Source organism: Embleya sp. NPDC059213 (assembly GCF_042754445.1).
Classification (GTDB): Bacteria; Actinomycetota; Actinomycetes; order Streptomycetales; family Streptomycetaceae; genus Embleya.
Genome location: NZ_JBHZAV010000070.1, coordinates 15,350 through 36,953 on the forward strand (window position 1 = coordinate 15,350; position 21,604 = coordinate 36,953).

The 21,604-nt window shown below is 71.2% G+C and carries 18 protein-coding genes; 5 read left to right on the forward strand and 13 right to left on the reverse strand.

The genetic code is table 11. The annotated features are described in order from the left end of the window. On the reverse strand, positions 1-1,182 hold the full coding sequence (locus ACFXMF_RS24900; RefSeq protein WP_360311139.1) for an acyl-CoA dehydrogenase family protein: 1,182 nt from the start codon (positions 1,180-1,182) through the stop codon (positions 1-3). 281 nt (positions 1,183-1,463) lie between these two features. On the opposite strand from ACFXMF_RS24900, the gene ACFXMF_RS24905 reads away from it, so the two are divergent. Further along, the gene (locus ACFXMF_RS24905; protein ID WP_360311141.1) at positions 1,464-2,075 is read left to right on the forward strand and encodes a DUF4291 domain-containing protein; all 612 of its coding nucleotides are present in this window, start codon (positions 1,464-1,466) and stop codon (positions 2,073-2,075) included. Positions 2,076-2,087: 12 nt separating this feature from the next. Here the strand turns inward: ACFXMF_RS24905 and ACFXMF_RS24910 are convergent, their stop codons facing one another. After that, positions 2,088-2,870: an SDR family NAD(P)-dependent oxidoreductase gene (locus ACFXMF_RS24910; RefSeq protein ID WP_379990326.1), complete on the reverse strand. Its 783-nt coding sequence runs from the start codon at positions 2,868-2,870 to the stop codon at positions 2,088-2,090. Between the two features lie 172 nt (positions 2,871-3,042). Between ACFXMF_RS24910 and ACFXMF_RS24915 the strand changes: the two genes are divergently transcribed. Continuing rightward, positions 3,043-3,588 (forward strand): nuclear transport factor 2 family protein, encoded by a 546-nt coding sequence (locus ACFXMF_RS24915; protein ID WP_360311145.1) that lies wholly within the window; start codon positions 3,043-3,045, stop codon positions 3,586-3,588. A gap of 409 nt (positions 3,589-3,997) precedes the next feature. Next, on the forward strand, positions 3,998-4,999 hold the full coding sequence (locus ACFXMF_RS24920; protein ID WP_360311147.1) for a helix-turn-helix domain-containing protein: 1,002 nt from the start codon (positions 3,998-4,000) through the stop codon (positions 4,997-4,999). An 18-nt stretch (positions 5,000-5,017) separates the two neighbouring features. Here ACFXMF_RS24920 and ACFXMF_RS24925 read toward each other — a convergent pair whose 3' ends face one another. Both ACFXMF_RS24925 and ACFXMF_RS24930 read right to left on the reverse strand, forming a co-directional pair. After that, positions 5,018-5,917 carry an MmgE/PrpD family protein gene (locus tag ACFXMF_RS24925; protein ID WP_379990325.1) on the reverse strand — a complete coding sequence of 300 codons (900 nt, stop codon included), beginning with the start codon at positions 5,915-5,917 and terminating at the stop codon, positions 5,018-5,020. A 177-nt stretch (positions 5,918-6,094) separates the two neighbouring features. Further along, complete coding sequence (locus tag ACFXMF_RS24930) at positions 6,095-7,501, reverse strand: VWA domain-containing protein (RefSeq protein ID WP_360311151.1); 1,407 nt, start codon at positions 7,499-7,501, stop codon at positions 6,095-6,097. Positions 7,502-7,638: 137 nt separating this feature from the next. Here ACFXMF_RS24930 and ACFXMF_RS24935 point away from each other — a divergent pair, with 137 nt between their 5' ends. Beyond that, the gene (locus ACFXMF_RS24935; protein WP_379990324.1) at positions 7,639-7,815 is read left to right on the forward strand and encodes a hypothetical protein; all 177 of its coding nucleotides are present in this window, start codon (positions 7,639-7,641) and stop codon (positions 7,813-7,815) included. A 314-nt stretch (positions 7,816-8,129) separates the two neighbouring features. Here ACFXMF_RS24935 and ACFXMF_RS24940 read toward each other — a convergent pair whose 3' ends face one another. The 9 genes from ACFXMF_RS24940 to ACFXMF_RS24980 all read right to left on the reverse strand — a co-directional run bounded on the left by ACFXMF_RS24940 (position 8,130) and on the right by ACFXMF_RS24980 (position 20,937). Further along, positions 8,130-8,828 (reverse strand): transglycosylase family protein, encoded by a 699-nt coding sequence (locus ACFXMF_RS24940; RefSeq protein ID WP_360311155.1) that lies wholly within the window; start codon positions 8,826-8,828, stop codon positions 8,130-8,132. A 1,042-nt stretch (positions 8,829-9,870) separates the two neighbouring features. Continuing rightward, positions 9,871-10,527, reverse strand: coding sequence for a response regulator (locus ACFXMF_RS24945; protein WP_379990323.1), 657 nt, complete (start codon positions 10,525-10,527; stop codon positions 9,871-9,873). A 5-nt stretch (positions 10,528-10,532) separates the two neighbouring features. After that, on the reverse strand, positions 10,533-11,717 hold the full coding sequence (locus tag ACFXMF_RS24950; protein ID WP_379990322.1) for a sensor histidine kinase: 1,185 nt from the start codon (positions 11,715-11,717) through the stop codon (positions 10,533-10,535). Between the two features lie 5 nt (positions 11,718-11,722). Next, a complete protein-coding gene (locus tag ACFXMF_RS24955; protein WP_379990321.1) occupies positions 11,723-13,936 on the reverse strand; it encodes an MMPL family transporter in 2,214 nt (737 codons plus the stop codon). Positions 13,937-14,033: 97 nt separating this feature from the next. After that, a complete protein-coding gene (locus tag ACFXMF_RS24960) occupies positions 14,034-14,375 on the reverse strand; it encodes a hypothetical protein (RefSeq protein WP_379990320.1) in 342 nt (113 codons plus the stop codon). After that, a complete protein-coding gene (locus tag ACFXMF_RS24965) occupies positions 14,372-15,514 on the reverse strand; it encodes a serine/threonine-protein kinase (RefSeq protein ID WP_380020783.1) in 1,143 nt (380 codons plus the stop codon). The genes ACFXMF_RS24960 and ACFXMF_RS24965 overlap by 4 nt, the downstream gene beginning before the upstream one ends. Before the next feature lie 605 nt (positions 15,515-16,119). Then, positions 16,120-17,865: a hypothetical protein gene (locus tag ACFXMF_RS24970; RefSeq protein ID WP_379990318.1), complete on the reverse strand. Its 1,746-nt coding sequence runs from the start codon at positions 17,863-17,865 to the stop codon at positions 16,120-16,122. A gap of 697 nt (positions 17,866-18,562) precedes the next feature. Beyond that, on the reverse strand, positions 18,563-20,500 hold the full coding sequence (locus ACFXMF_RS24975) for a hypothetical protein (RefSeq protein ID WP_379991319.1): 1,938 nt from the start codon (positions 20,498-20,500) through the stop codon (positions 18,563-18,565). Positions 20,501-20,577: 77 nt separating this feature from the next. Beyond that, positions 20,578-20,937, reverse strand: a complete 360-nt coding sequence (locus ACFXMF_RS24980; RefSeq protein WP_379991318.1) for a hypothetical protein — start codon at positions 20,935-20,937, stop codon at positions 20,578-20,580. 170 nt (positions 20,938-21,107) lie between these two features. Between ACFXMF_RS24980 and ACFXMF_RS24985 the strand changes: the two genes are divergently transcribed. Then, positions 21,108-21,500, forward strand: coding sequence for a phage tail protein (locus ACFXMF_RS24985; RefSeq protein ID WP_379991317.1), 393 nt, complete (start codon positions 21,108-21,110; stop codon positions 21,498-21,500). Positions 21,501-21,604 lie beyond the last annotated feature (104 nt).

Below are 21,604 nucleotides of genomic sequence, written 5' to 3' on the forward strand. Positions count from 1 at the left end.
TCACCGCTTCACTCGGGTCATGCCAAGGCGAACCATGGCGACGATCTCCCGCTGGACCTCGCTGACGCCGCCGCCGAAGGTGTTGATCTGCGCGCGGCGGTTCATCGCCTCCAGGAGGCCGTCGCTGAACGCGCCGGGCGACTTCGGTCGCAACGTCGCGTCCGGGCCGACGATCTCCATCAGGTTGCGATACACCTCGATGGCACCTTCGGTGCCGAAGAACTTCACGCCCGACGCGTCACCCGCGTTGAGCGTGTTGTTGCCCACGTCGTGCACGAGCCGCCAACTGAACATCCGGACGGCGGACAGGCGTGCGTAGGTCTCGGCGAACTTGAGCTGGACCCACGGCTGGTCGACCACCTTGACGCCCGGCTCGATCTCGGTCTCGCGGGCCCACTCCAGCACCTCGGCGAAGAAGTCCTCGGCCTGCATGCCCAGCGCGGCGAGGGCGACCCGCTCGTGGTTGAGCTGGTTGGTGAGCAGCTTCCAGCCCGAGTTCTCCTCGAACACCAGGTTGTCGTAGGGCACCCGGATGTTGTCGTAGTACGTGGCCGTCGTGGTCATCCCGCCGACGGTGACGATCGGGGTCCAGGAGAAGCCCGGGTCGGTGGTCGGCACCAGGATCATCGTGATGCCCTTGTGCTTGGGCGCGTCCACGTCGGTCCGGCAGGCGAGCCAGATCCAGTCGGCGCCCTGGGCGGTCGAGGTGAAGATCTTCTGGCCGTTGATCACCCACTCGTCGCCCTCGCGCACCGCGCGGGTGCGCAGCGACGCCAGGTCGGTGCCGGCCGAGGGCTCGCTGTAGCCGATCGCGAAGATGATCTCGCCCGCGAGGATCCTCGGCAGGTAGTAGCTCTTCTGCGCCTCGGTACCGAACTTCATCAGGGTCGGGCCGACGGTGTTCAGGGTGACCATGGAGACCGGCGCGCCGGCGCGGTACGCCTCGTCGAAGAAGATGAACTGCATCTCCGGGCCCTTGCCCTGGCCGCCGTATTCGGTCGGCCACCCGATGCCGAGCCAGCCGTCGGAGCCCAGTTGCCGGCGCACCCGCCGCGTGGTGGGGCCGCCGGCCTCGCCCTCGCGGTCGAGTTCCGCCCGGACGTCGGGGGTGATCAGGCGGGTGAAATAGTCCCGCAGCTCTGCCCGTAGAGCGTCCTGCGCTGGGGTCGGGGCGAGATGCACGTCGCTGCTCCTTCACGTGCGTGGATCGCGTGGTCGCGACGCGGGTCGACGCCCGCCGGGCACGGAAGGGTCGCGGTCGGGTCTGCCCCGCGCTGCACATCGATATGGACCGGGAAACGCGTGTCACCCGGCAACATCGAATCTCTCCGACTCGGGATCGCTTGTCAATATCAAGCATTTTTTGGGAGCCGGCTCACGCCCGGTTCACGCCCTCTCCGGCGCCTCCCGCGGGCCGGCGAAAACGGGTGGTCCGGGCCGGGCCGCACCGACACACTGCGGGCATGGAGACACCGAACCGACAGATCCGCGCCGCGTACACCGACGACACCATCACGGTGTATCAGGCGTACAAGCCGCAGATCGCCGATGCGGCCGTCCGCGATCAGCGGTTTCCGGACACCTGGAGTCGGGAGCGGATGACCTGGGTCAAGCCCAGCTTCACCTGGATGATGTACCGGTGCGGGTGGGCGACCAAGCCTCGGCAGGAGCGGGTCTTGGCGTTGGAGATCAGCCGCGAGGGGTTCGAGGCGGCGCTGGCCGGGGCGTGTCTGAGCCACTACGAGCAGCCGACCCACCCGGACCGGGACGCCTGGGGGCGGCGGTTGCACGCGACCACCGTGCGGATCCAGTGGGACCCCGAACGCGACCTGTCGCTGCGGCCGTTGGCGCATCGCTCGTTGCAGCTCGGGCTGGCCGGGTGGGCGACGCGGGCCTACGCCGAAGAGTGGACCCGCCGGATCACCGACGTGACCGCGCTCGCGCATCGGGTGCACGACCTGGTCCGCGCCGGTGATCCGGCCGCCGCCGAGGCGGTGCCGGTCGAACGCGTCTATCCGCTGCCGGACCCGCTGGTCCCGGTGATCGGCGCCACCGCGTCGTCGCACGGCACCTGAGCGCCGATCGGCTCAGTGCACGGTCAGCCCGCCGTCGATGCTGACGATCTGGCCGGTCATGAAGCTGCCCGCATCCGACGCGAGCAACAGCGCCAGGCCGGTCATCTCCTCCGGCGCGGCGATCCGGTTCAGCGGCGCGGCACCCTTCATCCGGGCCATCATCTCGGGGCCGGTCTTGCGGACCATGTCGGTCTCCACCGCGCCCGGGGCCATCGCGTTGACCCGGATGCCGTGCTCGGCGAGTTCGCCCGCCATCGTGCGGGTGAAGGCGACCAGGCCGGCCTTGCCCGCCGCGTACAGGCCCTTGCCCTCGGCGCGGGTGAACACCGCGGCGCTGACCACGTTGAGCACCGATGCGCGCCCGGAGGCGATCAGGTGCGGCAGCGCGTACTGGACCAGGAACACCGGTCCGCGCAGGTTCACCGCGAACGACTTCTCCCACGCCTGTGGAGTGATCTCGCCCACAGGTTGGGCGAGTTCGTTGGCCGCGTTGTTCACCACGATGTCGATGCCGCCGAAGTGGGCGACGGTCGCCTCGACCAGGGCGGCCAGGGCGTCGAGTTCGCCGCAGTGGGTGGGCACCGCGAGTGCCCGGCCGCCGGCATCGGTGATCTCCTTCGCCACCGCTTCGCATGCGTCCGCCTTGCGGCTCGCGATCACCACCGAGGCGCCCGCCGACGCGTACGCGTGCGCGATCGCCCGGCCGATTCCCCGGCTGCCGCCGGTGACGATCGCCACTCGACCGCTCAGGTCGAACATCGCGTTCGCGTCTCGCACTGCGCCTGCGTCGCTCATTTCGTTGCCACCTCGTCGTCTGGAACACGGTGCGCCGCATCGGGCGAAACCGCCGATCCGTCGCCGCATGGGCCGGTCGGCCGGTGCGACACGTGTAGAGATTTGTATTGCACAGTCAATTACTTCGGTGCAAGGTGTCGGGGCGAGGCAACGACCGGCGGAGGGTGCACACATGACCGGGCTCATCGACGCGCGACGCACGTGGGAACTGGCCGAGAAGCGCCTGGCGGCGGAGGACGATCCGCGTCGGCACGCGATCCTGACCACACTGGTCGCACACATGCGTGCCGAACACGAGGGCGACCTGGACGCGCTGATGGCCACCGTGTCGCCGCGGGCGGTCTACCACCAGTGGGGAGCGTCGCCGGTCGATCGGGCCCCCAAGTCGCACGCCGAGGTCCGCGAGTTCTATCGTGCCGTGGTCGACAACGACTGCGGCCGACTCGCGCACCACATCGACCGGCTGACGGTGGATCAGGACACGGTGGTGACCGAGGGGTTGCTCCGGATCGCCTATCCGGGCCGGGTACTGGCCGGGATGGGTCGGGTGGTGGCGGACGTCGACGCGTTCTACCTGTACGAGACGCAGATGGCGATCGTGTGGGGCTTCGACGCGGACGCGCTCGTGGTGTGCGAGGACAGTTACTCCACGGGTGACGGGTTCGCCGACATGCGCCGCCTGGACCCGGACGAGGTGCCCGCCCGCAAGGGGGTCTGACGGCGTGTCCCCGAGGTGGTGCGGTCGGCCCGGCCCACGATGGGACACGCCTTGTCCACAGGAATCCCCGGCATCCACCAGAAGTTTCCACAGCCTGTGGATAACTTATGCACACCCGAGGCATCGGGTCGTGGCAGGAATCCATTCATGGTTGGCGTTTCCGCCACTCACGGCGACCCGACGCCGGCGACGAGGATCGAAAGCGAGCCGGCGTACCCCGCATCCCGCCCCGAGGCTCTTCCCGGGAGGTGGGGTACGCCGATCCGCTCGCTCGATCCCATCGGTCACGGGGCCGATGGGCGCGGGCCGCGCCAACGACGGCCCCGACGACAGGGGTCGGTCGGGAACGAGGACGGCCCACTCCCGGGCCGTGCTCGCTCCGGAGTCGGTACAGGCATAGGTTGCCGCCATGCGCCGCGTGGGAATCCTGCTGTTCGACCCGGTCCGGGTGTTCGAATACGCGGTCGCCTTCGAGATCTGGGGCGTCGATCGAACCGGCCGGGGGGTGCCCGCCTTCGAGGTGCGCGTGTGCGGCCCGCGGCGCGCCGGCGTGGACCTGGGCGCCGGCGTCGTCTGCGTCCCCGATCACGACCTGGACGGCCTGGACACGTGCGATCTCGTGGTCGTTCCGGGCAACGAACAGCGGACCGAGCCGCGACGCGAGGTATTCCCCGACGACGTGCTCGAAGCCCTGCGGTCGGCACACCGGCGGGGCGCCACGATCGCGTCGTTGTGCTCGGGCGCCTTCGTCCTGGCGGCGGCGGGCCTGCTGGACGGGCGGCGGGCGACGGCCCATTGGCTGGACACCGAGGACCTGGCCCGCCGGTATCCGAAGGTCACGGTGGACGCCAACGTGCTGTTCGTCGGCGACGGTTCGATCTGGACCTCGGCGGGCTCGGCCGCCGGCATCGACCTGTGCCTGCACCTGGTCCGGCTCGACCACGGCGCCGCCGCCGCCGGCGAGATCGCCCGGACGATGGTGACCGCGCCGTTCCGGTCCGGCGGGCAGGCCCAGTTCATCAGCAACCCGGTGCCGGCCTCGCCCACCGAACAGGGCGACAGCCTCGGCCGGCTGCGCGACCTGGTCCTCGACGACCTGCGGCATCCGTGGACCGTCGCCGAACTGGCCGCCCTCGCCGGCATGTCCGAGCGCAGCTTCGCCCGCCACTTCGTCCGCGGCACCGGCACCTCGCCGCTGCGCTGGTTGGCCGGCCAACGGGTCCTGGCCGCGCAGCGCCTCCTGGAGATCGGCGACCTGTCGATCGCGGCCATCGCCCGCGAGTGCGGCTTCGGCTCGCCGCTGACACTGCGCCAACACTTCACCCGCCATGTCGGCGTCGCGCCCAGGGACTACCGCGCCGCCTTCCGCGGCGGCCGGGGTCGACCGACCGCGAACGGCGGCATCGGGTAGCCGGCCGGCCGCACCCGCTCACGTGCCTGCGGCGATCCGCACCGTCAGGGCGAGGATCGAGTCCAGGGACGGGGCGAAGGCCAGGGCGCGAATCTCGGCGACCAGGGCGCGGGCGTCGCGACGGCTGCCGCCGAGACGTTCACAGATATCCAGGTCGAATCGGTAGTCGGTCGTCCCGGCGGCGGCGGGGTGCGGCGCGCAGGCCCACTCGACGCCGAGTCCGGCCCGGACCGTCTCCGGCCGCAGCCGCCAGGCACGGAGCAATTCGTCCATCCCGCGCGGCGGCCCGTTCGCCCCGGCGGCGGCCAGCCGCGCGGCGACGATCGCGTTGCCGGCCGCCATCCCGCCGGCCGGCCCGAGGATGCCGCCGGCGCCGATCGGCTCGCCCACGAACCCGCCCGCGATGCCCACCGCGTCCCGGATCCGGGCCCGGTCCAGCGCCATCAGCCGGGCCGCGGCCAACGCGCCGCCGAGCACCCCGACCGAGCGTGAGCCGTCCGACGCGGCCAACCGGCAGGCCAGTTCGTGCCCGGCGATCACCGCGATCAGCACCTCGTCGCCGCGTGCCTTGACCTCCTGGCCGACCGCCAGCGCGACCGGCAGCACCACCGCCATCGCCCCGCCCACGTCCACGTGCTCGGGGTCCGGCCGCGTCGCGCCGATCAACATGCCATTCGCGAACGCGGCGGCGGGAGCGGCCAATCGGCCTGCGGCGTGCCCGATCAGCTCGGCCTCGGGTGGGCCGCCGATCCCCACCGCCACGTGCACCGCCGGGTCCACCAGCCCGATCCGCGCCGCGACGACGCCGCCGGAGATCGCGGTCAGGATCCGCCGACCGGTCGCCCGTCGTACCGCCGCCGGAATATGACGCATTGTCAGCTCTGCGGCCCACTCGGCGAACTCGCCCGATACCGGCATGGAACACCTCCCCGTACCCAGGCTGCACGACGACGTGCGGCAAAGCACGGCGCAATGTCCCATTGTGACCATTCCGACGACATCGCGTCGGCTTCCGGTCACCTCGGGCGCACGAGCCGCGGACGCGGGCGCGGGCCCGCAGGGCGCCGACCCGGGACCCCGCGCTCCCGCGCCGGATCAGCGCACGACACCCGCCGCCCGCGCGGCGGTCAACCACTGCGGGAACTCGGCCAGGATGCGCTCGTACAGCTCGACGTCGGAGATCCGGTCGATGTCGTCGACCTGGAAGAAGCCCGCGTTGTCCACCAGTCGCCCGGGCATCGTGTCGATGCGCTCCAGGATCCCGTAGTTCGACCGACCCAGGCCGACGAACTGCCAGAAGATCGGCAGTCCGGCCGCGTCGGTCAGCAGCCGCTGGATCTGCTTGCTGCGGTTGACCCCGCCGTCCGAGTAGAACAACACCAACACCGGCGCGCCCGGCTCGCGCCGGTAGCGCGCGATGATGTCCTCGATCACCGCGGGCTCGTTGTTTCCGCCGAACACGCCGGAGAGGTGGTCCGGTACACGCTGCCCGCCGTCCGGCAACGGCGGCGACTGCGGCCGGTTGTTGCGGCCGTCGATGTAGACGTTGTCCGCGATCCAGCGCGGCAGTTCGGGGATCCGGACCGGTGCCAGCGGCGCGAACTCGTCGGCGAAGATCCACGCGTCCAGCTCGCCGTCGTCGTCGAGCCGGGCCGCGATCGGCGCCATCCGCTCGACCAGCCGCCCGACCGCGCCGTTCCCGTACAGCTCCCGCATCGAACCCGACCGGTCCAGCACGATCGCCACCCGGGCGCGCACCTCGCGCAGGCCCTTCTTCTCCAGCGTGATCCGTACCGCCTCCTTGCGCAGCGAGATCCGCGCGCCCACCTCCGGCGGCAGCCCGGCCAGTTGCGGGTCCTCCGAGGGCGCGGGCAACCGCATCGTCGGCTCGTCGCTGTACGGCGGCGGCGCCCACCCGGGCGTCCCGCCCACCGGCGCGACCGGCAGCGTCCCGGCGGGCCGTGCGGCGTCGGCCGCGGCGGGCGTCTCGTCCTCCTCGCCGACGTCCACGCCGTAGTCGCTCGCGAGCCCGGCCAGCCCGGTGTCGTAGCCCTGGCCGATCGCGCGCAACTTCCAAGCGCCCTGGCGCCGATACAACTCGCCGAGCACCATCACCGTCTCGCTGCCCGCGGCCTCGACCGCGAACGTCGCGACGGTGGCGCCCGATCCGTCCAGGACCACCAGCGCCAAACCGCCCACCGCGGCGAAGGTGCCCTCGTGCACCGACGCGGCCAGCACCACCCGATCCACGTCGGCGGGCAGCGCGGCCGGATCCGCCACCACCGCCTCGCCGCCGGCCGTCGGACCGACGTGGCGCACCGCGCCGTCGGCCGCGCTCGGTTGGTTGTAGAACACGAAGTCCTCGTCCGAGCGCACCTTGCCGTGCGATCCGAGCAGCAGCGCCGAGACGTCCGCGATCGGCGCGTCCGCCGCGCGGCGGATCACCAGGGTCAGCGGGCCCGCGGGAACCGGGACATTGGCCCCGGCGATCAGAGTCGTCATGGTCGTCAGTGTGGCCCGAATCGGCCTCCTGCCGCTGGGGTGTGGCCGACCTCCGGGGAACGGACGTGATCGGCATCACGAGTGATGAGCCGGCACATCGTGAATGATCGGCCCCATCCGGTGGGAACCAAGCGGTTATGGGCAACAACGGTCATCATCCGGGCGGACATCGCGCGGACCCCGGCGAGTGGAGCGAGGCCGAGCACGAACGTGCCCGGGTGCTGGTCGAACGCGCGGCGTCGATCGCCCGCCGCCTGGAGTCGCTGTGCGCCGCCGAGGCGGCCCGGACGCAGCGCGGCCCCGGTCGCACCTGACGGTGCCACCGAGGCCGGTCGAGAGGCCCGTGGGACCCCTCGCGACGCCCCGTCCCCTCCACGGCGCGTCGGGGTACTGCCGTCACCGCGGTGACGGAAAGCGCACCACACCGACCGAATCGTAGGAAAAGGTCGGGGGCGACCGCATCTCCCGGTGTTCCCACAGGAGATACGGCCGCCCCCGACCGAACACGCGGGACTCGCCCCGCGCACTGCCTTGTTCCACGCACCACTCACTCGACGCCGTGCACCGCGTCGCGGGCACCACACGGCGTACGCCGAACGCTCGAGGACCGACCCGGCCCCGGGGAGTTCTAGCGCAGGACCAGCTTCTGGCCCGGGAGGATCAGGTCGGGGTTGCTGCCGACCACGCCCTGGTTCTTCGCGTACAGCGCCTGCCAGCCGCCGCCCACGTTGTTCGCCGCGGCGATACCGCTGAGCGTGTCACCGGTCTTGACCACGTATTCGCCCGCGGTCGAGGTGGTCGAGGTGGTCTCCACGACCGGAGCCGCGGCGGGCTTGCTCGCCGGGGCGGCCTTCTTCGGCGTCTCGCTCTTGGGCGCGACGGCGACCTTCTTGGGGGTGCTCGTCTTGCTGGTCGACTCCTTCTTCGGGGTCGACGCCTTCTTCGTGGTGGTGCTGCCGGCGTCCGAGGACGGGCTGCCGCCGCCGCGGGTCAGACCGGCCTTGACCGAACACACCGGCCAGGCACCCGGGCCCTGGGTCCGGAGCACGTTCTCGGCGACCCGGATCTGCTCGGCCTTCGAGGCGTTCTGCGGGCTGCCGGTACCGCCGTTGGCGCGCCACGTGCTCTGCGTGAACTGCAGACCGCCGTAGTAGCCGTTGCCGGTGTTGATGGACCAGTTGCCGCCGCTCTCGCACTGGGCGACCTTGTCCCACGTGGAAGTGGTGGCAGCGCCGGCCGAGGTCGCGGTCGCGAGCCCGACGAGCGGGGTGGCGGCGACGACGCCGACGATGGTCGCGGTGCGCAGGCGGCGCTGGGTACGACCCATGCCGCGGTGCGTGTTGGTGCGACCGAAAGCGTTGCGGAGAGACATACATTCCTCTCGGAATTCCCCTGGGGCGGATGGACCGGCGCGACCCTCGCGGATCACCCCCGCCCGGAACCGAACGGTCACGTCCAAGACGTGATGTCCGATGCCGCAACCCCGCGGCCCTCCCAGACCGCGAGTTCCGCCATGCCGTGCCGGCGGGAACCCAGGAGGTGCGATTTGCACATCGCCAGGACCATAAACAGGTTATCCGGCCCGTATCAACCCGCTCGGGCATTTACGCAGGTCAGGATAGGTATTAGAAATGCCCACCGGGGCCCGTGGGACGGCCTTCCGGGCCGGATTCGCGTTTACCGGGCCGCAAACCAGGGAACGTTTTGCCCCTTTTGACCCCCAGCCATACACAATACGCAGTCGACACGTGACGCATTGTCGAATCATCACCGAAGGCGACCGGGCGATCACCCGGCCCGAGGGGTCGAAAGCCGCATTTCGACCGAGCCTTAAATGCCTTTATGTCCGGCTTACGTGCCGGGCGTGAGCGGCATCACAATTCCCTCGATGGTAGTCCGCGGGGGCGCCGGGTATAACCGGCCGGCCATGGCCCGGCGAACCGTCCCCGGCCTGCGTGTATTCACGCTGCGACAGCACTCCGCCACCGGCCGGAAAAGTATGCCGAATGCGATCCGAGCCACCCGGGGAACTGTGACCCGCGCCACTTTCCCGCACGCGTGGGGCTATTCACCCCCCTTTCGAGGGACACCGGCGCGGAACGCGACCGTCCGGAAGCCGGCATGCCGGGAAAGCGCGCCGATATCACGATGCGTGGCTCCGGGAAAGCGGATTCCTTGCGCCGAAAGTCGCGCCCGGCGTACCCCCTATATATAGGAGCGCTCTTCCGGGGTCCGGCGCGCCCCGGTACGGACGAATGCAGACCCGGCGCGGATCGGGGCCCGCGAGGTTCGCCGGGGGTCGCGAGGTCGCCGAATCCGCCGCGGGCCCGCCCGGGGGTGGGCCCGGCCCCGAAGCCGGTGGGACGTGCTCAGTCGCGAATTCCGTCGGCGGCCCGCGGCAGCAGGCCGCTCTCGATCGCGATGACCACCGCGTGCGTGCGGTCGCTGACGTCGAGCTTGGCGAAGACGCGCAGCAGATGTGTCTTCACCGTCGCCTCGGCGATCACCAGCCGCTTGCCGATGTCCGCGTTGGAGAGCCCGTCCGCCACCGCGTCGAGCACCTGCACCTCGCGGGTGGTCAACACCACCGGGGCGGGCCGGCGCATCCGGGCGACCAGCCGCTCGGCCACCCTGGGGGCGAGCACGGTCTGGCCCCGAGCCGCCGAGCGAATGGCGTCGACGAGTTGTTCGCGAGTGGTGTCCTTGAGCAGGTAGCCGATGGCACCGGCCTCCACCGCGCGCTCGATCTCGACGTCGGTGTCGTACGTGGTCAGGATCAACACCCGGGTCCGGCCGCCGAGTCCGACGATCCGAGTGGTGGCGGCCACCCCGTCCAGGACCGGCATCCGCAGGTCGATCAGCGCCACGTCGGGCTCCAGTCGCTCGACCAGTTCGACGGCGGCGAGCCCGTCGCCCGCCTCGCCGACGATCTCGATGGTGGGCTCCGAGGCCAGCAGCGCGACCACTCCGGCGCGCATCACCGAGTGGTCGTCCACCACCACGACGCGCAGCCTGTCCTGTGTCATGTCCTTCACTCCTGACCATCGGTGGGAATCATCGCCAGGACCCGGGTGCCGTCCCCGACCGAGCTGGTGACGGTGAACTCGCCGCCGAGTTCGGCCAGTCGCCGCCGCATGCCGTCGAGGCCGAAACCTCGCGCCGCGTCGACCACGAATCCTCGGCCGTCGTCGGTGATCTCCAGTTCGATGCCGTGCGGGTGGGCGGCGAGCAGCACGCCGACCGTCGTGGCACCCGCGTGTTTGCGCACGTTGGCCAACGACTCCTGGGTGCAGCGCAACAGCGCGATCCGGGTCGGTTGGTCGCATTCGACGTCGGGCAGTTCCGCGTCCACGGTGAGCCCGGTGTCCTCCACGAAACGGTCCAGTGTGCGGCGCAGGGCGCCGGCGACCGAGCCCGGGACGACCCCGCTCTGCGGGGCGGAGCCGACCAACACCCGGGCCTCGGCGAGGTTTTCCCGAGCGGTGTGCTCGATCGAGAGCAACTGCCGGCCGGTGGTCGCGGGATCGCTCGTGATGCCCGACCGCGCCGCCTCGGCGAGCACGATGATGGACGCGAAGCCCTGGGCGAGCGTGTCGTGGATCTCCCGGGCCAGCCGCTCCCGCTCCTCCGCGGCCCCCCGGCGCTGATTGGCCTCGGCCAACCGCCGCTGCGCGCTCTCCAGTTCGCCGTCCAGGGCACGCACCCGCTCGTCGCCCTGCTCGACGAAGCGAAGCACCGACAGCCCCAGCGGGACGCTGATCGCGTAGGCGATCAGCGTCGCCACGGTATTGCCGGTGAGCAGGTCCGGACTCCAGCCCTGCGGCGCGACACCACCGGCCACCGTGGCCGCGGCACCCAGGCCGCCGTAGACGATCGCCGACCGGGAGTCCCTGGTCAGGAACCAGAAGTGCGGGATGGTCGCGACGTACACCGACGCGCCGCCGTGGCGCGAATAGGCCATCGCGCCCAGTCCGACAATGAGCACCCACCCGAAGGTGCGCGGTCGCAACACCGGGTTGTCCGGGAACAGTCGCATGATCAGGTAGGCCAGTGCGACCAGGACCGGCAGTGCCATCGACCAGTACCGGGACGCCCCCGGGTCGTCCCGGCCGGCGACGATCATCGGCATCAGACCCAGCAGCACCCAGAAGAGCAGGTACCACCGGTGCAGGTTCCAGATCCGGAATCGGTCGATGGACTGCGGCCGTTCGGACATGCCGATCAGCCTACTTTTTCGGTCGCACGCACCCCGGCGGCGGGGCCCTGCGCGCTGCTCCGGCGCATCCCGATCGACGGCCACCAGCTCCGGTCGCCCAGCAGCAACATCGCGGCGGGCAGGATCATGATCCGGATCACGAACGCGTCCAGCAGGACGGCCGCCGCCAGGCTGAAGCCGAACTGCTTCATCTCGATCAGATGCAGACCCATGAAACTGGCGAACACGGTCACCATCACGAACGCGGCGCTGGTCACCACGCCGGCCGAGCTGCCGATTCCCTCCAGTACGGCCTGCCGGGTCGGCACCCCGCGCAGCGCGGCCTCCCGGATCCGGCTGATCACGAACACCTGGTAGTCCATCGACAAGCCGAACAGGATCACGAACAGGAACAGCGGCACCCGGGAGCCGATCGACCCGGTCGAGGTGAAGCCGAACAACCCCTCGGCCCAACTGTTCTGGAAGACCACGACCAGCAGCCCCAACGCGGCACCGGCGGACAGCAGGTTCAACAGCACACCGACCAGGCCCAGCACCACCGACCGGAACGCGAACACGGTGATCACGAAGGTCACCAGGAGCAGCGTCGCGATGATCAGCGGCAACTTCCCCTTCTGATGCTCGGGATAGTCCGCGTAGCGAGCCACATCGCCGGTCACCGCGATGTCGACGCCGGCCAACCTGCCCACCGTGGCCGGCACGTAGTCCCGGCGTACCCGCTCCAGCGAGTCCTGCGCCGCATCGGCACCGACGAAGTGCGGTACGCGCAGTTCCATCATGGTGATCCGGCGGTCCGGCGAGGTGCGCAGCTCGTCGATGTGCGCCAGTGCCGGGTCGGCCTGTGCCCGTCGCTGCAACTCGCGCAGCGCGCCCGCCACCTCGTCGGCGCGGCCGGCGTCGGCTCGGACCACGACCTGGTGCATCGACTTGAGTTCCGGGAACGCCTGGTTCTGCCGGTGCCAGGTCTCCATCGCGGGCAGGCTGCGGGAGTAGGTCTCCCGGCCGATGTCGGTCAGTTTCAGGTCGGCCAGCGGGGCGGCCAGGGCCAGCATGCCGAGCACGGCGACGGCGAGCGTGGCACCGGGGCGGCGGCTGGTGAAGCCCAGCACGGCCGAGGTGATCCGGCCGGCTCCGGCGCGCGGTTCCCGGCGCACCGGTACGGCCCGGCCGCGCCGGCTCGCACGCTCGGCCCGGCGGACCGCCCGACGCTCGGCTCGGGTGCCAAGCTCGACCAGCAGCGCGGGCAGCACGGTCAGCGACCCGAGCACCGCGACCAGGCAGACCACGATGGCCCCCGTGGCGATCGAGGAGAAGATCACGTCGTCGGCGAGGAACAGCGTCGCGCTGGAGGCGGCGACCGCGAGCCCGGACACCACGACGGCATGTCCGGAGGTGGCGGCGGCCAGTTCGACCAGCGCCCGCGAGTCGAGTCGGCCGCCGGAGCGGGCCCGTTCCTCACGTTCGCGCTTGAGGTAGAAGAGCGCGTAGTCGACGCCGACCGCCAGGCCGATCAACAGGATGACGTTGGTGCCGACCCCGGCGTCCGGGAACACGTGCGACGCGAGCATCGACAGCCCGATCGACGCCGCGATCGAGGACAGCGCGAGCAGCAGCGGCACGGTGGCCATCGCCGCCGAGCGGAACACGATCAACAGGGTGAGCAGGGTGACCGGCAGCGCGATCAGTTCGGTCCGCGAGAGGTCCTCGCCCCGCTGGCCCTGGACGTCCTTGCTGATCGAGGGGCCGCCGGTCTCCGCGATCCGCAGGCCGGGGTATCCCGCCCGCACCTTCGCGGTTTGCGCCAGCAGCGGGTCGACGTGGTTCTTCCCGTCCAGCTCGGCGCCCTTCATGGTGACGTCCACCCGGATCGCCGTGCCGTCCGCCGAGCGCACCGGCGCGGCCACCGACGACACCTCGGGCAACCTGCCCATCCGGTCCACGATCTCGCCGGCCGCGGCGGTCGCGGCGCGTACGTCCAAGGGTCCGGTTTTCGCGGTGATCAACACCCGCTCCATCGGCCGCTGTTGCAGCCCGCCCTCGGTGGCCAGCGCCTCGCCGCGACCGGCCTCGCCGACCCGGAAGTCGTCCGCCGTGGCCGCGTTGCCCCCGACGGCGATGCCACCGCCGAGGCACAACGCGACAAAGAGAACCCAGCCGGCGATGGCTCGCCAGGGGTGTCCGGCGCTCCACCGCGCCACCCGAACAGGAAGATTCGTCATGCCCGAAATCCTGGTCGCCGGGCCGGTATCGCGGACAGGCTCGACCGATGGAACCCCTCGTCCACCGATCGGTGGACAAGGACCGAGGAATCGGCGGTCAGGACCCCGTCTTCTCGGACCCCGTCTTCCACCGGGTGACGTTCACGGAGAACGTCCGCAATCCCCCGGCACTCGACGGCTCCCGGATGTCGGTCACCCACACCAGCACCACGGTCTTGCGGCTCGTCTCGACGCAGAACCCCATGTCGCGCGCCACCAGGTTCGAGTTGAGCGCGGAGAGCGGCAACGTGTCCGGCAGCGACGCCACGCGGGCCGCGCCGCGGCACTCCTCGACGGTCGCGTCGGGCTTGGCGACCAGGCCCGCGACGGCTCCGGTGTCCAGGAACCGCAGCTCGGCCGTGAGAGAGTCGTTCGAGTCACTGAGAGTCGTTCGAGTCACCGCCCGAATCCGAGTGACACGCCATGTACTTGAGCGTGACCGGCGGCGACACCGCGCTGTCCGCGCACGAGCGTGGTCACCTCGGCACCGCGCCGGCAGCCCTCGATCACCTCCGCGAGCGAAGGCCGGTCGGCGGGATCCTTGGCCAGGCACGCGTCGAGCACGCCCCGCAGCGGCTCGGGGCACGTGCTCAGATCCGGCGCCTCGCCGACGATCCGATACATCAGGGCCTGGGCGTGGCCCTGCCCGAAGGGATGGTCGCCGGTCGCGGCGTAATGACCCACCAGCGCGAGCGAGAACACATCGGACGGGAACCCGACCGGCCTGCCCTGCACCTGCTCCGGCGACATGAACGCCGGTGTGCCGACCGCGACATCGGTGCCGGTGAGCGCGGTGGTGTCGGCCGCGCGGGCGATGCCGAAGTCGATCACCCGCGGTCCGTCCGAGGCCGGCAGCACGTTGGACGGTTTCAGATCACGATGGATGACACCCGCCGCATGCACCGCCTCCAGCGCCTCGGCCACCCCGGCGACCAGCAACAACACCGTCTCGACGGGCAGCGGCCCGTGCACCCTGACCGCCTCCGACAACGGCGGCCCCGCGACGTACGCCCCGGCCGGCCACGGCAGCGGGCCATCGGTGTTGCTGTCCAGCACCGGCGCCGTGTACGGCCCGTACACCCGCCGAGCGGCCTGCACCTCGCGCTCGAACCGCCGACGAAACTCGGGGTCCCGCGCCAGATCGGGCCGCACCACCTTGAGCGCGACCGGCTGCCCACCCCGCGTACGACAGGTAGACGCTGCCCATCCCGCCCTGGCCGAGCCGACCCCGCAGCCGATACCCGGCAACCTCCCGAGGATCACCCGGCAACAACGGATCCAACATGCGCAGTCCCCCGTTCGACCGATCCCGATCCCGGCCCCGCGAGGCCGCCGGCCGAATCGAGCCCGGCCCCGATTATGGCCACCCACCCGACCCCACCCACCCACGCCCCGGGACGACCCCGTACGGGCGGAACGACCGCGAGGTCCGACCACCTCGCCCCCGCGCGCCGCAGGCCGGCGCACCCACACACAAGGGCGGCGGCACCCGAGTTGCCCCGGGTACCGCCGCCCACCTGCGTTTTCGCGCATCCGCATCGCTTCCTGCGGAGGACGTGGGATTCGAACCCACGAACAGAGTCACCCCTGTTAGCAGTTTTCAAGTCACAGCACCCGCGTGACGCACAGTACGGCGCGACACCGAACGGTGCCGCGCCGTACGCGTTTTCCCTGCTCAGAAGGCCAACGTGTGACGTCTGGTCCGCCACGCCGCGGCCCGGTTCGCAAGCGTCCGGGCACACCTCGGGCACACCCGGGGCACACCGAACACTGCTGTGAGGCTCGCTCACAGGGTCCCCGCCTGGGCGGCTACCGATGGCCACGCTCGTCGTGACGGCCGCTGCCGGTCGTGTGTTCCTCGCGGATTGAGTCAGGCGCGGGATGAGGCGCCACCCCACGCCCGGTGAACGGGGCGGTCGGAACTCGGCCCCCATTCGTGCGGCACGTCAACATGCTGGGCCGCTACTCCTTCTCGCTGCCGGACTTCCCGGTGGCCTGCGGCCCCTGCGCGACCCGGACGCGGTGGACGAGGAGTAGGCCGGTGGCCGCCGGACGCGTCCGGGTGCCGGCCGCGGAGGTCGCACGGTCCAGAGCCGTGCGACCTCCACCCGGGTGGCCGGGGGTGTGGTTGGTGGTGTCCGGGGTCAGACGGTGGCGGTGACGGTGGCCGGGCTGAAGTCGTGGACGCGGGTCCAGCGTTCGGAGTCCGCCTCGCCCTCGCTGAGGGCGGCCTTGCTGCCGAGCCAGTAGCCGCCGTCCTTCCGGGTGTTCAGCGCGCCCAGGTACAGCTCGTACTCGCCGGCCTCCACATCTGGGATGACGACGTCGTGGCGGAAGCGGCCGTCGGCGTCGAAGCCGCCGGAGAACTCCTCGTTGCGGAGCGCGGACAGGCGGTCGCCCGCCTTCTTGAAGCGCAGGGTGCCGGCGCTGATGCGGGGCCTGTATACGCCGTCGTAGTTCTCGGGGTACCAGGAGAAGCCCCAGAAGTACTCGGCCGTGGCCTCCCAGGTGGCGATGACGCCCTTCCTGTCGTTGTTCAGGGTGACGGGGGTGAGCGAGACCCGGTGGTGGACACGGGACCAGGCGTCGTCGCCGTAGTTGACCACGCCCCTGCCGGTGACGGTCTCGCCCCGTTCCTTCACGTCCGCCAGGCTCGGCGGCGCGGGCGGCGCCGGCGGAGTGGGCGGCACGTGGCGGTCGATACCGCGGTGGACCATGAGCAGCGTGTCGCGTTCGGCCCCGGCCGGCCCTTCCGTGAAGGGCAGCAGGGCGGGGGTGTTGTTGGAGGGGTGGCCCTTGAGCGCGGCCGGTTCGGTCCAGCCCGCGTCCTCGGTCCAGCTCGTGTGGTGCAGGTCGTCGTCGTGGATGTTCGGGTAGATCGCGTGGAGCCTGCCGCCGTGCGAGGCCAGAGCGGCACCGCGGCGGGATTTCGGCACCCCCTTGGTCCCCTTGCTGCCCGACACACGCAGCTTGCCGTCGCCGGGATGGGTCCACTTTTCGCCGTCGAAGACGGCGTGTCGCAGATGGCCGCCTTTCGCACCCGTCACGGTGCTGCTGACGTCGTGGAACGCGCTGTTCCTGTAGGCCAGGTGGAGTTTGCCGTCGTGGACCGCGAGTCCCACGTTGCCCGGCCAGCCGTGCTTGTCGAGTTCGGTCTGGTTCATGCTGTCCGACCATGTCTCGCGGTACGGGAGGGACGACGCGGCGGTCGGTGTCCAGGTGCCCGCGGCGGCGTCGCGGACCAGGTGCCGCACGGACCCGCCGTCGGGATCGACGAAGACCAGGTGCACCGCGCCGTTGAACACGGCCAGGCCCGGAGCCAGGGGCAGGGAGGCATCCACGGGGATCCTCCGGGGAGGGTCCCACGTGGGACCACTCCCGCCGACGACCAGATGCGTCTCCCACAGCGACGTCGCACGCCCCCCGTCACCGTCCGACCCGGTGAAGACCATCCGCAGGGTGCCGTCGTCGTCGACCAGCGCCGGCGTCTCCACGCTCAGCAGCCCACCGTCCTCGCCGGCTACGGCGTCGGGCGTCCACTTCCTCGCCTGCTCCAGCGCCTCGGCCGCAGCCCGGATGTCCTTCTCCCGCCGGGCGTGCTGCTCCTCCGCGGCCCCTTCGGCGAGAGGCTGCGACGCCTTCCTCAGCGCGTCGACGAACGGCTGGGCGGCCGCCGGGTCGAAGGAGGTCCAGCGCACGGGGAGCCGCGTGCGTCCCTCCTCGCGGGCACCCCGGTGGGCGCAGTGGAGGATGCCGTTCACCACGGCGAGGGCGGGGGCCGCCACGCTGAGATGGTCGGCGAAGGCCACCCCGGGCCCCCACCCCTCGTCGGCGGTGTACCTCGCCCGCCACAGGTTCTGGTCGTCCTCCAGCCGGGCCTGATCGGCCATGTGTCTCTCCTCCTGTGATATCGGTGCGCCCTCGGCCGACGCAGGGCCGGAAGCGCCATGACACCAGCGATTATCACGCAAGGTAGCCGTGGTGTTACCTGAAGTTCGCGCGCGTCGAGGCTTCCGTCCGGAACTTTCACCGCCCCGTCCAAACGCCGTCACCCACACCGAGCACCACAGCCACCCTCGCGGAGCCCACGAGCCTCAGGTCTTGGCTGCGGGCGGACCGTCTGGCCGGTCGGAGTACATGGGTGCGTCGGAGGGCGGCGGCCCCCGTGCATCCGTCGCCTCGCGGGCGTCGTCCACCGACCTGAGCGTCACGTGAGGCATCACCCCGTCCGCCATGGAGGAGGACTTCCCCGGGTGACGCTTTCGGGAGGTTCGCGATCCGGCTCCACGGCTGCGGCGTCGCTCTCGCCGGGCCTTGCGCCGGGCCGGGTGGATCGGGGCGCCCCGACCGCCGTCAAGGGGCCGGCGGTGGACGGCGAGGAGGGTGCCCGCGCGCGGGTGTGGCCCCGGCTTCGCCGTACGGTGACGCCGTGGTCGAGCGCGGCGCGTTCGACGGCTCCGGGTCGGCGGTGCGCAGGACCGGGCGAGTCGCGTCGCCGGCCGCCGTTGCCCGGCCGGGGGCTCGGCCGATCCCGAACGGCACCGAAAGAGCGTTCCGTTGCGCAACGGAACGCTCTTTCGGTGGGCGTCAGGTCTGGCGGCGGTACATCGCGTACAGCTTGCCGTCGTGTGAGGCGGCGGCGGGTGCGTCGAGTGGCCTGGCGCCGCCGACCACGTGGGCGGCAGACCAGGCGGTGTTGTCGCAGTTCGCCGCGTACAGGGCGCCGTCGGTGCCTCGCATGAGGATCCACATGAGGTTGCCGTGGGTGGCGAGTGCCGGGGCGTGCCCGGTGCGCCAGGACGGGTGGGCGTCCACGTTGCGCCACCCGCTGCCGTAGACCCAGCGGCTGGTGTACACCTTGGTGTCCAGTCCGTTGGCGATCCTCCACAGGTGCGGCCCCAGGGCGGTCATCGCGACGCCGTTGCCCAGAGTCCAGTCCTCGCGGTCCTGATAGGCCTCGCTCCAGCGGGTGCCGTCGTGGTACTTGGTCCATTCCGTGCGGTTGGGGCCGACGAGGCTCAGGAACACCCCGTTCGTTTCGGGATGCGCGGCGAGCGCGGGCTCGTAGGCCGAGTGGTGGTCGGCGAACTGCGCGATGGCGCTCCAGCCTCCGGCCTCGGTGTAGGTCCGCCACCACAGCTTGCCTCCCGCGCCCGTGACGGCGTAGTACAGCCTGCCGTGGGCCGCGGTCACGGCCGGGGTGAGGACACTGCCGTCGGTGCCGACCCGTTCGGGGGTCCTCCAGGTCGCGCCTTCCAGGCGGGTCCACATCACCGCGTTGTCGGCGGGGCGGATGAACAGGGCGTACAGCTTGCCCTTGTACGACGCCAGCGCCGGCGGCGTCCTGCTCTGCCAGCCCGCGGAGACCGGCGCGCTCCACACGTCGCCGGTGCGCACCGCGTACTCCAGGGGGGCCGGCCCCGGGAGGTCGATCCGGCCGTACAGTACGTGCCCTCCATCGCGTGCCACGATCTCGCCGATGAAGGGGCCCACCTGGTACTCGGCGCCGGCCAGGCGTTGCAGGGCCGCGCGGTCGTAGGTGAAGACGTGTCCCGCGACCCAGTCGTCCCCCGACGCCTGGATGAGCGCGTAGCAGAGGTCGGCGATCATGCCCGCCATGGCCGAGTAGTGCTCGGACGCCTGCCAATCGCCCAGGGGCAGCAGGGCCAGTTTCTCGGCGGTGGTGCGCAGCGTCGTCGTCATCTGGGCGAGCATCTTCCTGACGGTCGCCTCGCTGCCCTGGTCCTTCTCCCAGCATTCGATGTGGGCGATCAGCGAATTGCCGACCGGGCCGTCGAACACGGTCGTGTTCGCGTCGAGGTTGTGGGTTTCCCCCTCGTCGACGTCCCCGTACTCGCGGGTGACGCTGGTGCGTTCCGCGCCCTTGTCGGCGGAGGTGCAGGCCGCCCAGAAGATCTCGTCCGAACCGCTCCACTCGTTGGACTCGCGGTAGCACCAGAACTTCGTGAGGTCCAGCCGGACTTGGATCGGGGGCGCGCTCGCGACGGCGGGCGGTGCGCCCGAGGCGGTCACCACGACGGCCCCGTAGCCGTGCGCGGCCGCGGCCCGGTCGAACTCCTCGTCGGTGCGCGATCCCGGCACCCGCTCGCCCTCGGCGGCGTCCAGGTCGACGATCCGCACATTCGCCTGCGCGGCGATCTCCGGTGCCAGCAGGGGCAGATCCCGCGCCAGGTCCTCGTCCCCGTAGCCCTCGTCGACCGGACGCGTCGCCAGTACGTCCGGGAACAGGCGCGCACGGCCGGCCGACTCCTCGGTGTACACCCGGCCGAAGTCGTCGAGTTCCCCCTCGTCCAGCACCGCGCCCAACGCCCCGACCAGCCGGGCCTCCAGGTCCGTCAACTCCAGACCCGCCGCCCCACGCGCCGCGCCGTGCAACGCCACCCCGTACAGCAGACGCGCCCCCTTGGAGGACGCCACCCGCCCCTCGGGCAGGGCGGATTTGCCCTGCAACCGCTCCCGCAGCCGCTGCAGACGCTCGTCCCGGGTAAGCACATTCCTGGCCACGGACAACCCTTCGAGAGATGGGATACACATCGTCGTCGAGAGCCTTCCATCCCGGACGCGGCCTGCGACAGATCGCTTTACGGACATGGGCTGCGGCGCTTTCGGCCACGCGCCGGCGGGCGCCCGTCCGCCCCGGCGTCGGCCTCGCGCGGATCACTCACCCGGACGAGGTGGGGCGCGGTGCTGCGGCGGTGATCGGCCGATTCCGGTGGTCGGTCGGCGCGGAACGGCATCTGCCGCGAGCTGCCGCGGTCGGCGGGTGGTTGTTCGCCGGGTGAAGCCGAGCCGACGGCCATGACGGCGAAGAGCGTGGAGCCCGTGCTGTCGGGGTCGTACACCACGGTGAGCGGGTCGGTGAGGAGTTTCGGGCGAGATGCCGCGGCGGAGAGCTGCATGAGTTCGGCGGCGTTGCGCGCGGGTCTCTTCAGCTCGTGCACCGCCGGGATCACGCTCTGGTCTGGCGCGGCCCGTTGTCTCCGAGCGCGCGTCGCACACCGGGTGTTTCGGTCACCATCCGGTCCCGTGTCACTGCGGATAGTGTTTCCGGGACCCGCCGACAGGGCCGGTCGTGATCGGTTTCTCGTCCTGCCGACCGGAAGGTACCGCCATGAGCGGCAACTCGCCCAGCACATCCGGACTGTTCCAGCTCACCGTCGGGGAAGTGAATCTCGGCACCTTCACGATCTGCGAGGGGTTGCCGGCCAAGCAGGAGGGCGAGAGCGGAGGTTCTCGGTCTCCTCGTCCCAACATCGTCCTCCAACGGCCGCGCTGTGCCCAGTCCGAGGCGACAGGAGCCTGGTACGCGAAGCAGGTCGGCCGGAAGGCCCCCCAGCGTGCCCAGCTCACCAGTCTCGATCCGGAGCGACGTGCGACCGCCCGCTGGTTGCTGGACGGCGTGCTGCCGGTGAAATGGCAGGGCCCGTCAATCGAGGTGGAAGGGTCGCGGCCCGAGAGGGAAACCCTGGAGATCGCCCACGAGGGTTTCGTCGATCTTCCGTAGGGTTCCGCACCCGGCCCGACCGCGGGGTGGCCGGGCCGGGGCGCGGCAGCCGATTCGGGATGGTCATGGACGTCCGGCACGTTCGTGCCCGTGCGGGGCGAGGG

Bases quoted from the DNA above. Each gene is read 5' to 3' on its own strand.
- ACFXMF_RS24905 (WP_360311141.1), top strand. From the start codon at position 1,464: ATGGAGACACCGAACCGACAGATCCGCGCCGCGTACACCGACGACACC.
- ACFXMF_RS24910 (WP_379990326.1), bottom strand. From the start codon at position 2,870: ATGAGCGACGCAGGCGCAGTGCGAGACGCGAACGCGATGTTCGACCTG.
- ACFXMF_RS24915 (WP_360311145.1), top strand. From the start codon at position 3,043: ATGACCGGGCTCATCGACGCGCGACGCACGTGGGAACTGGCCGAGAAG.
- ACFXMF_RS24920 (WP_360311147.1), top strand. From the start codon at position 3,998: ATGCGCCGCGTGGGAATCCTGCTGTTCGACCCGGTCCGGGTGTTCGAA.
- ACFXMF_RS24925 (WP_379990325.1), bottom strand. From the start codon at position 5,917: ATGCCGGTATCGGGCGAGTTCGCCGAGTGGGCCGCAGAGCTGACAATG.
- ACFXMF_RS24930 (WP_360311151.1), bottom strand. From the start codon at position 7,501: ATGACGACTCTGATCGCCGGGGCCAATGTCCCGGTTCCCGCGGGCCCG.
- ACFXMF_RS24935 (WP_379990324.1), top strand. From the start codon at position 7,639: ATGGGCAACAACGGTCATCATCCGGGCGGACATCGCGCGGACCCCGGC.
- ACFXMF_RS24940 (WP_360311155.1), bottom strand. From the start codon at position 8,828: ATGGGTCGTACCCAGCGCCGCCTGCGCACCGCGACCATCGTCGGCGTC.
- ACFXMF_RS24945 (WP_379990323.1), bottom strand. From the start codon at position 10,527: ATGACACAGGACAGGCTGCGCGTCGTGGTGGTGGACGACCACTCGGTG.
- ACFXMF_RS24950 (WP_379990322.1), bottom strand. From the start codon at position 11,717: ATGTCCGAACGGCCGCAGTCCATCGACCGATTCCGGATCTGGAACCTG.
- ACFXMF_RS24955 (WP_379990321.1), bottom strand. From the start codon at position 13,936: ATGACGAATCTTCCTGTTCGGGTGGCGCGGTGGAGCGCCGGACACCCC.
- ACFXMF_RS24965 (WP_380020783.1), bottom strand. From the start codon at position 15,514: ATGCGGATGCGCGAAAACGCAGGTGGGCGGCGGTACCCGGGGCAACTC.
- ACFXMF_RS24970 (WP_379990318.1), bottom strand. From the start codon at position 17,865: ATGGCCGATCAGGCCCGGCTGGAGGACGACCAGAACCTGTGGCGGGCG.
- ACFXMF_RS24985 (WP_379991317.1), top strand. From the start codon at position 21,108: ATGAGCGGCAACTCGCCCAGCACATCCGGACTGTTCCAGCTCACCGTC.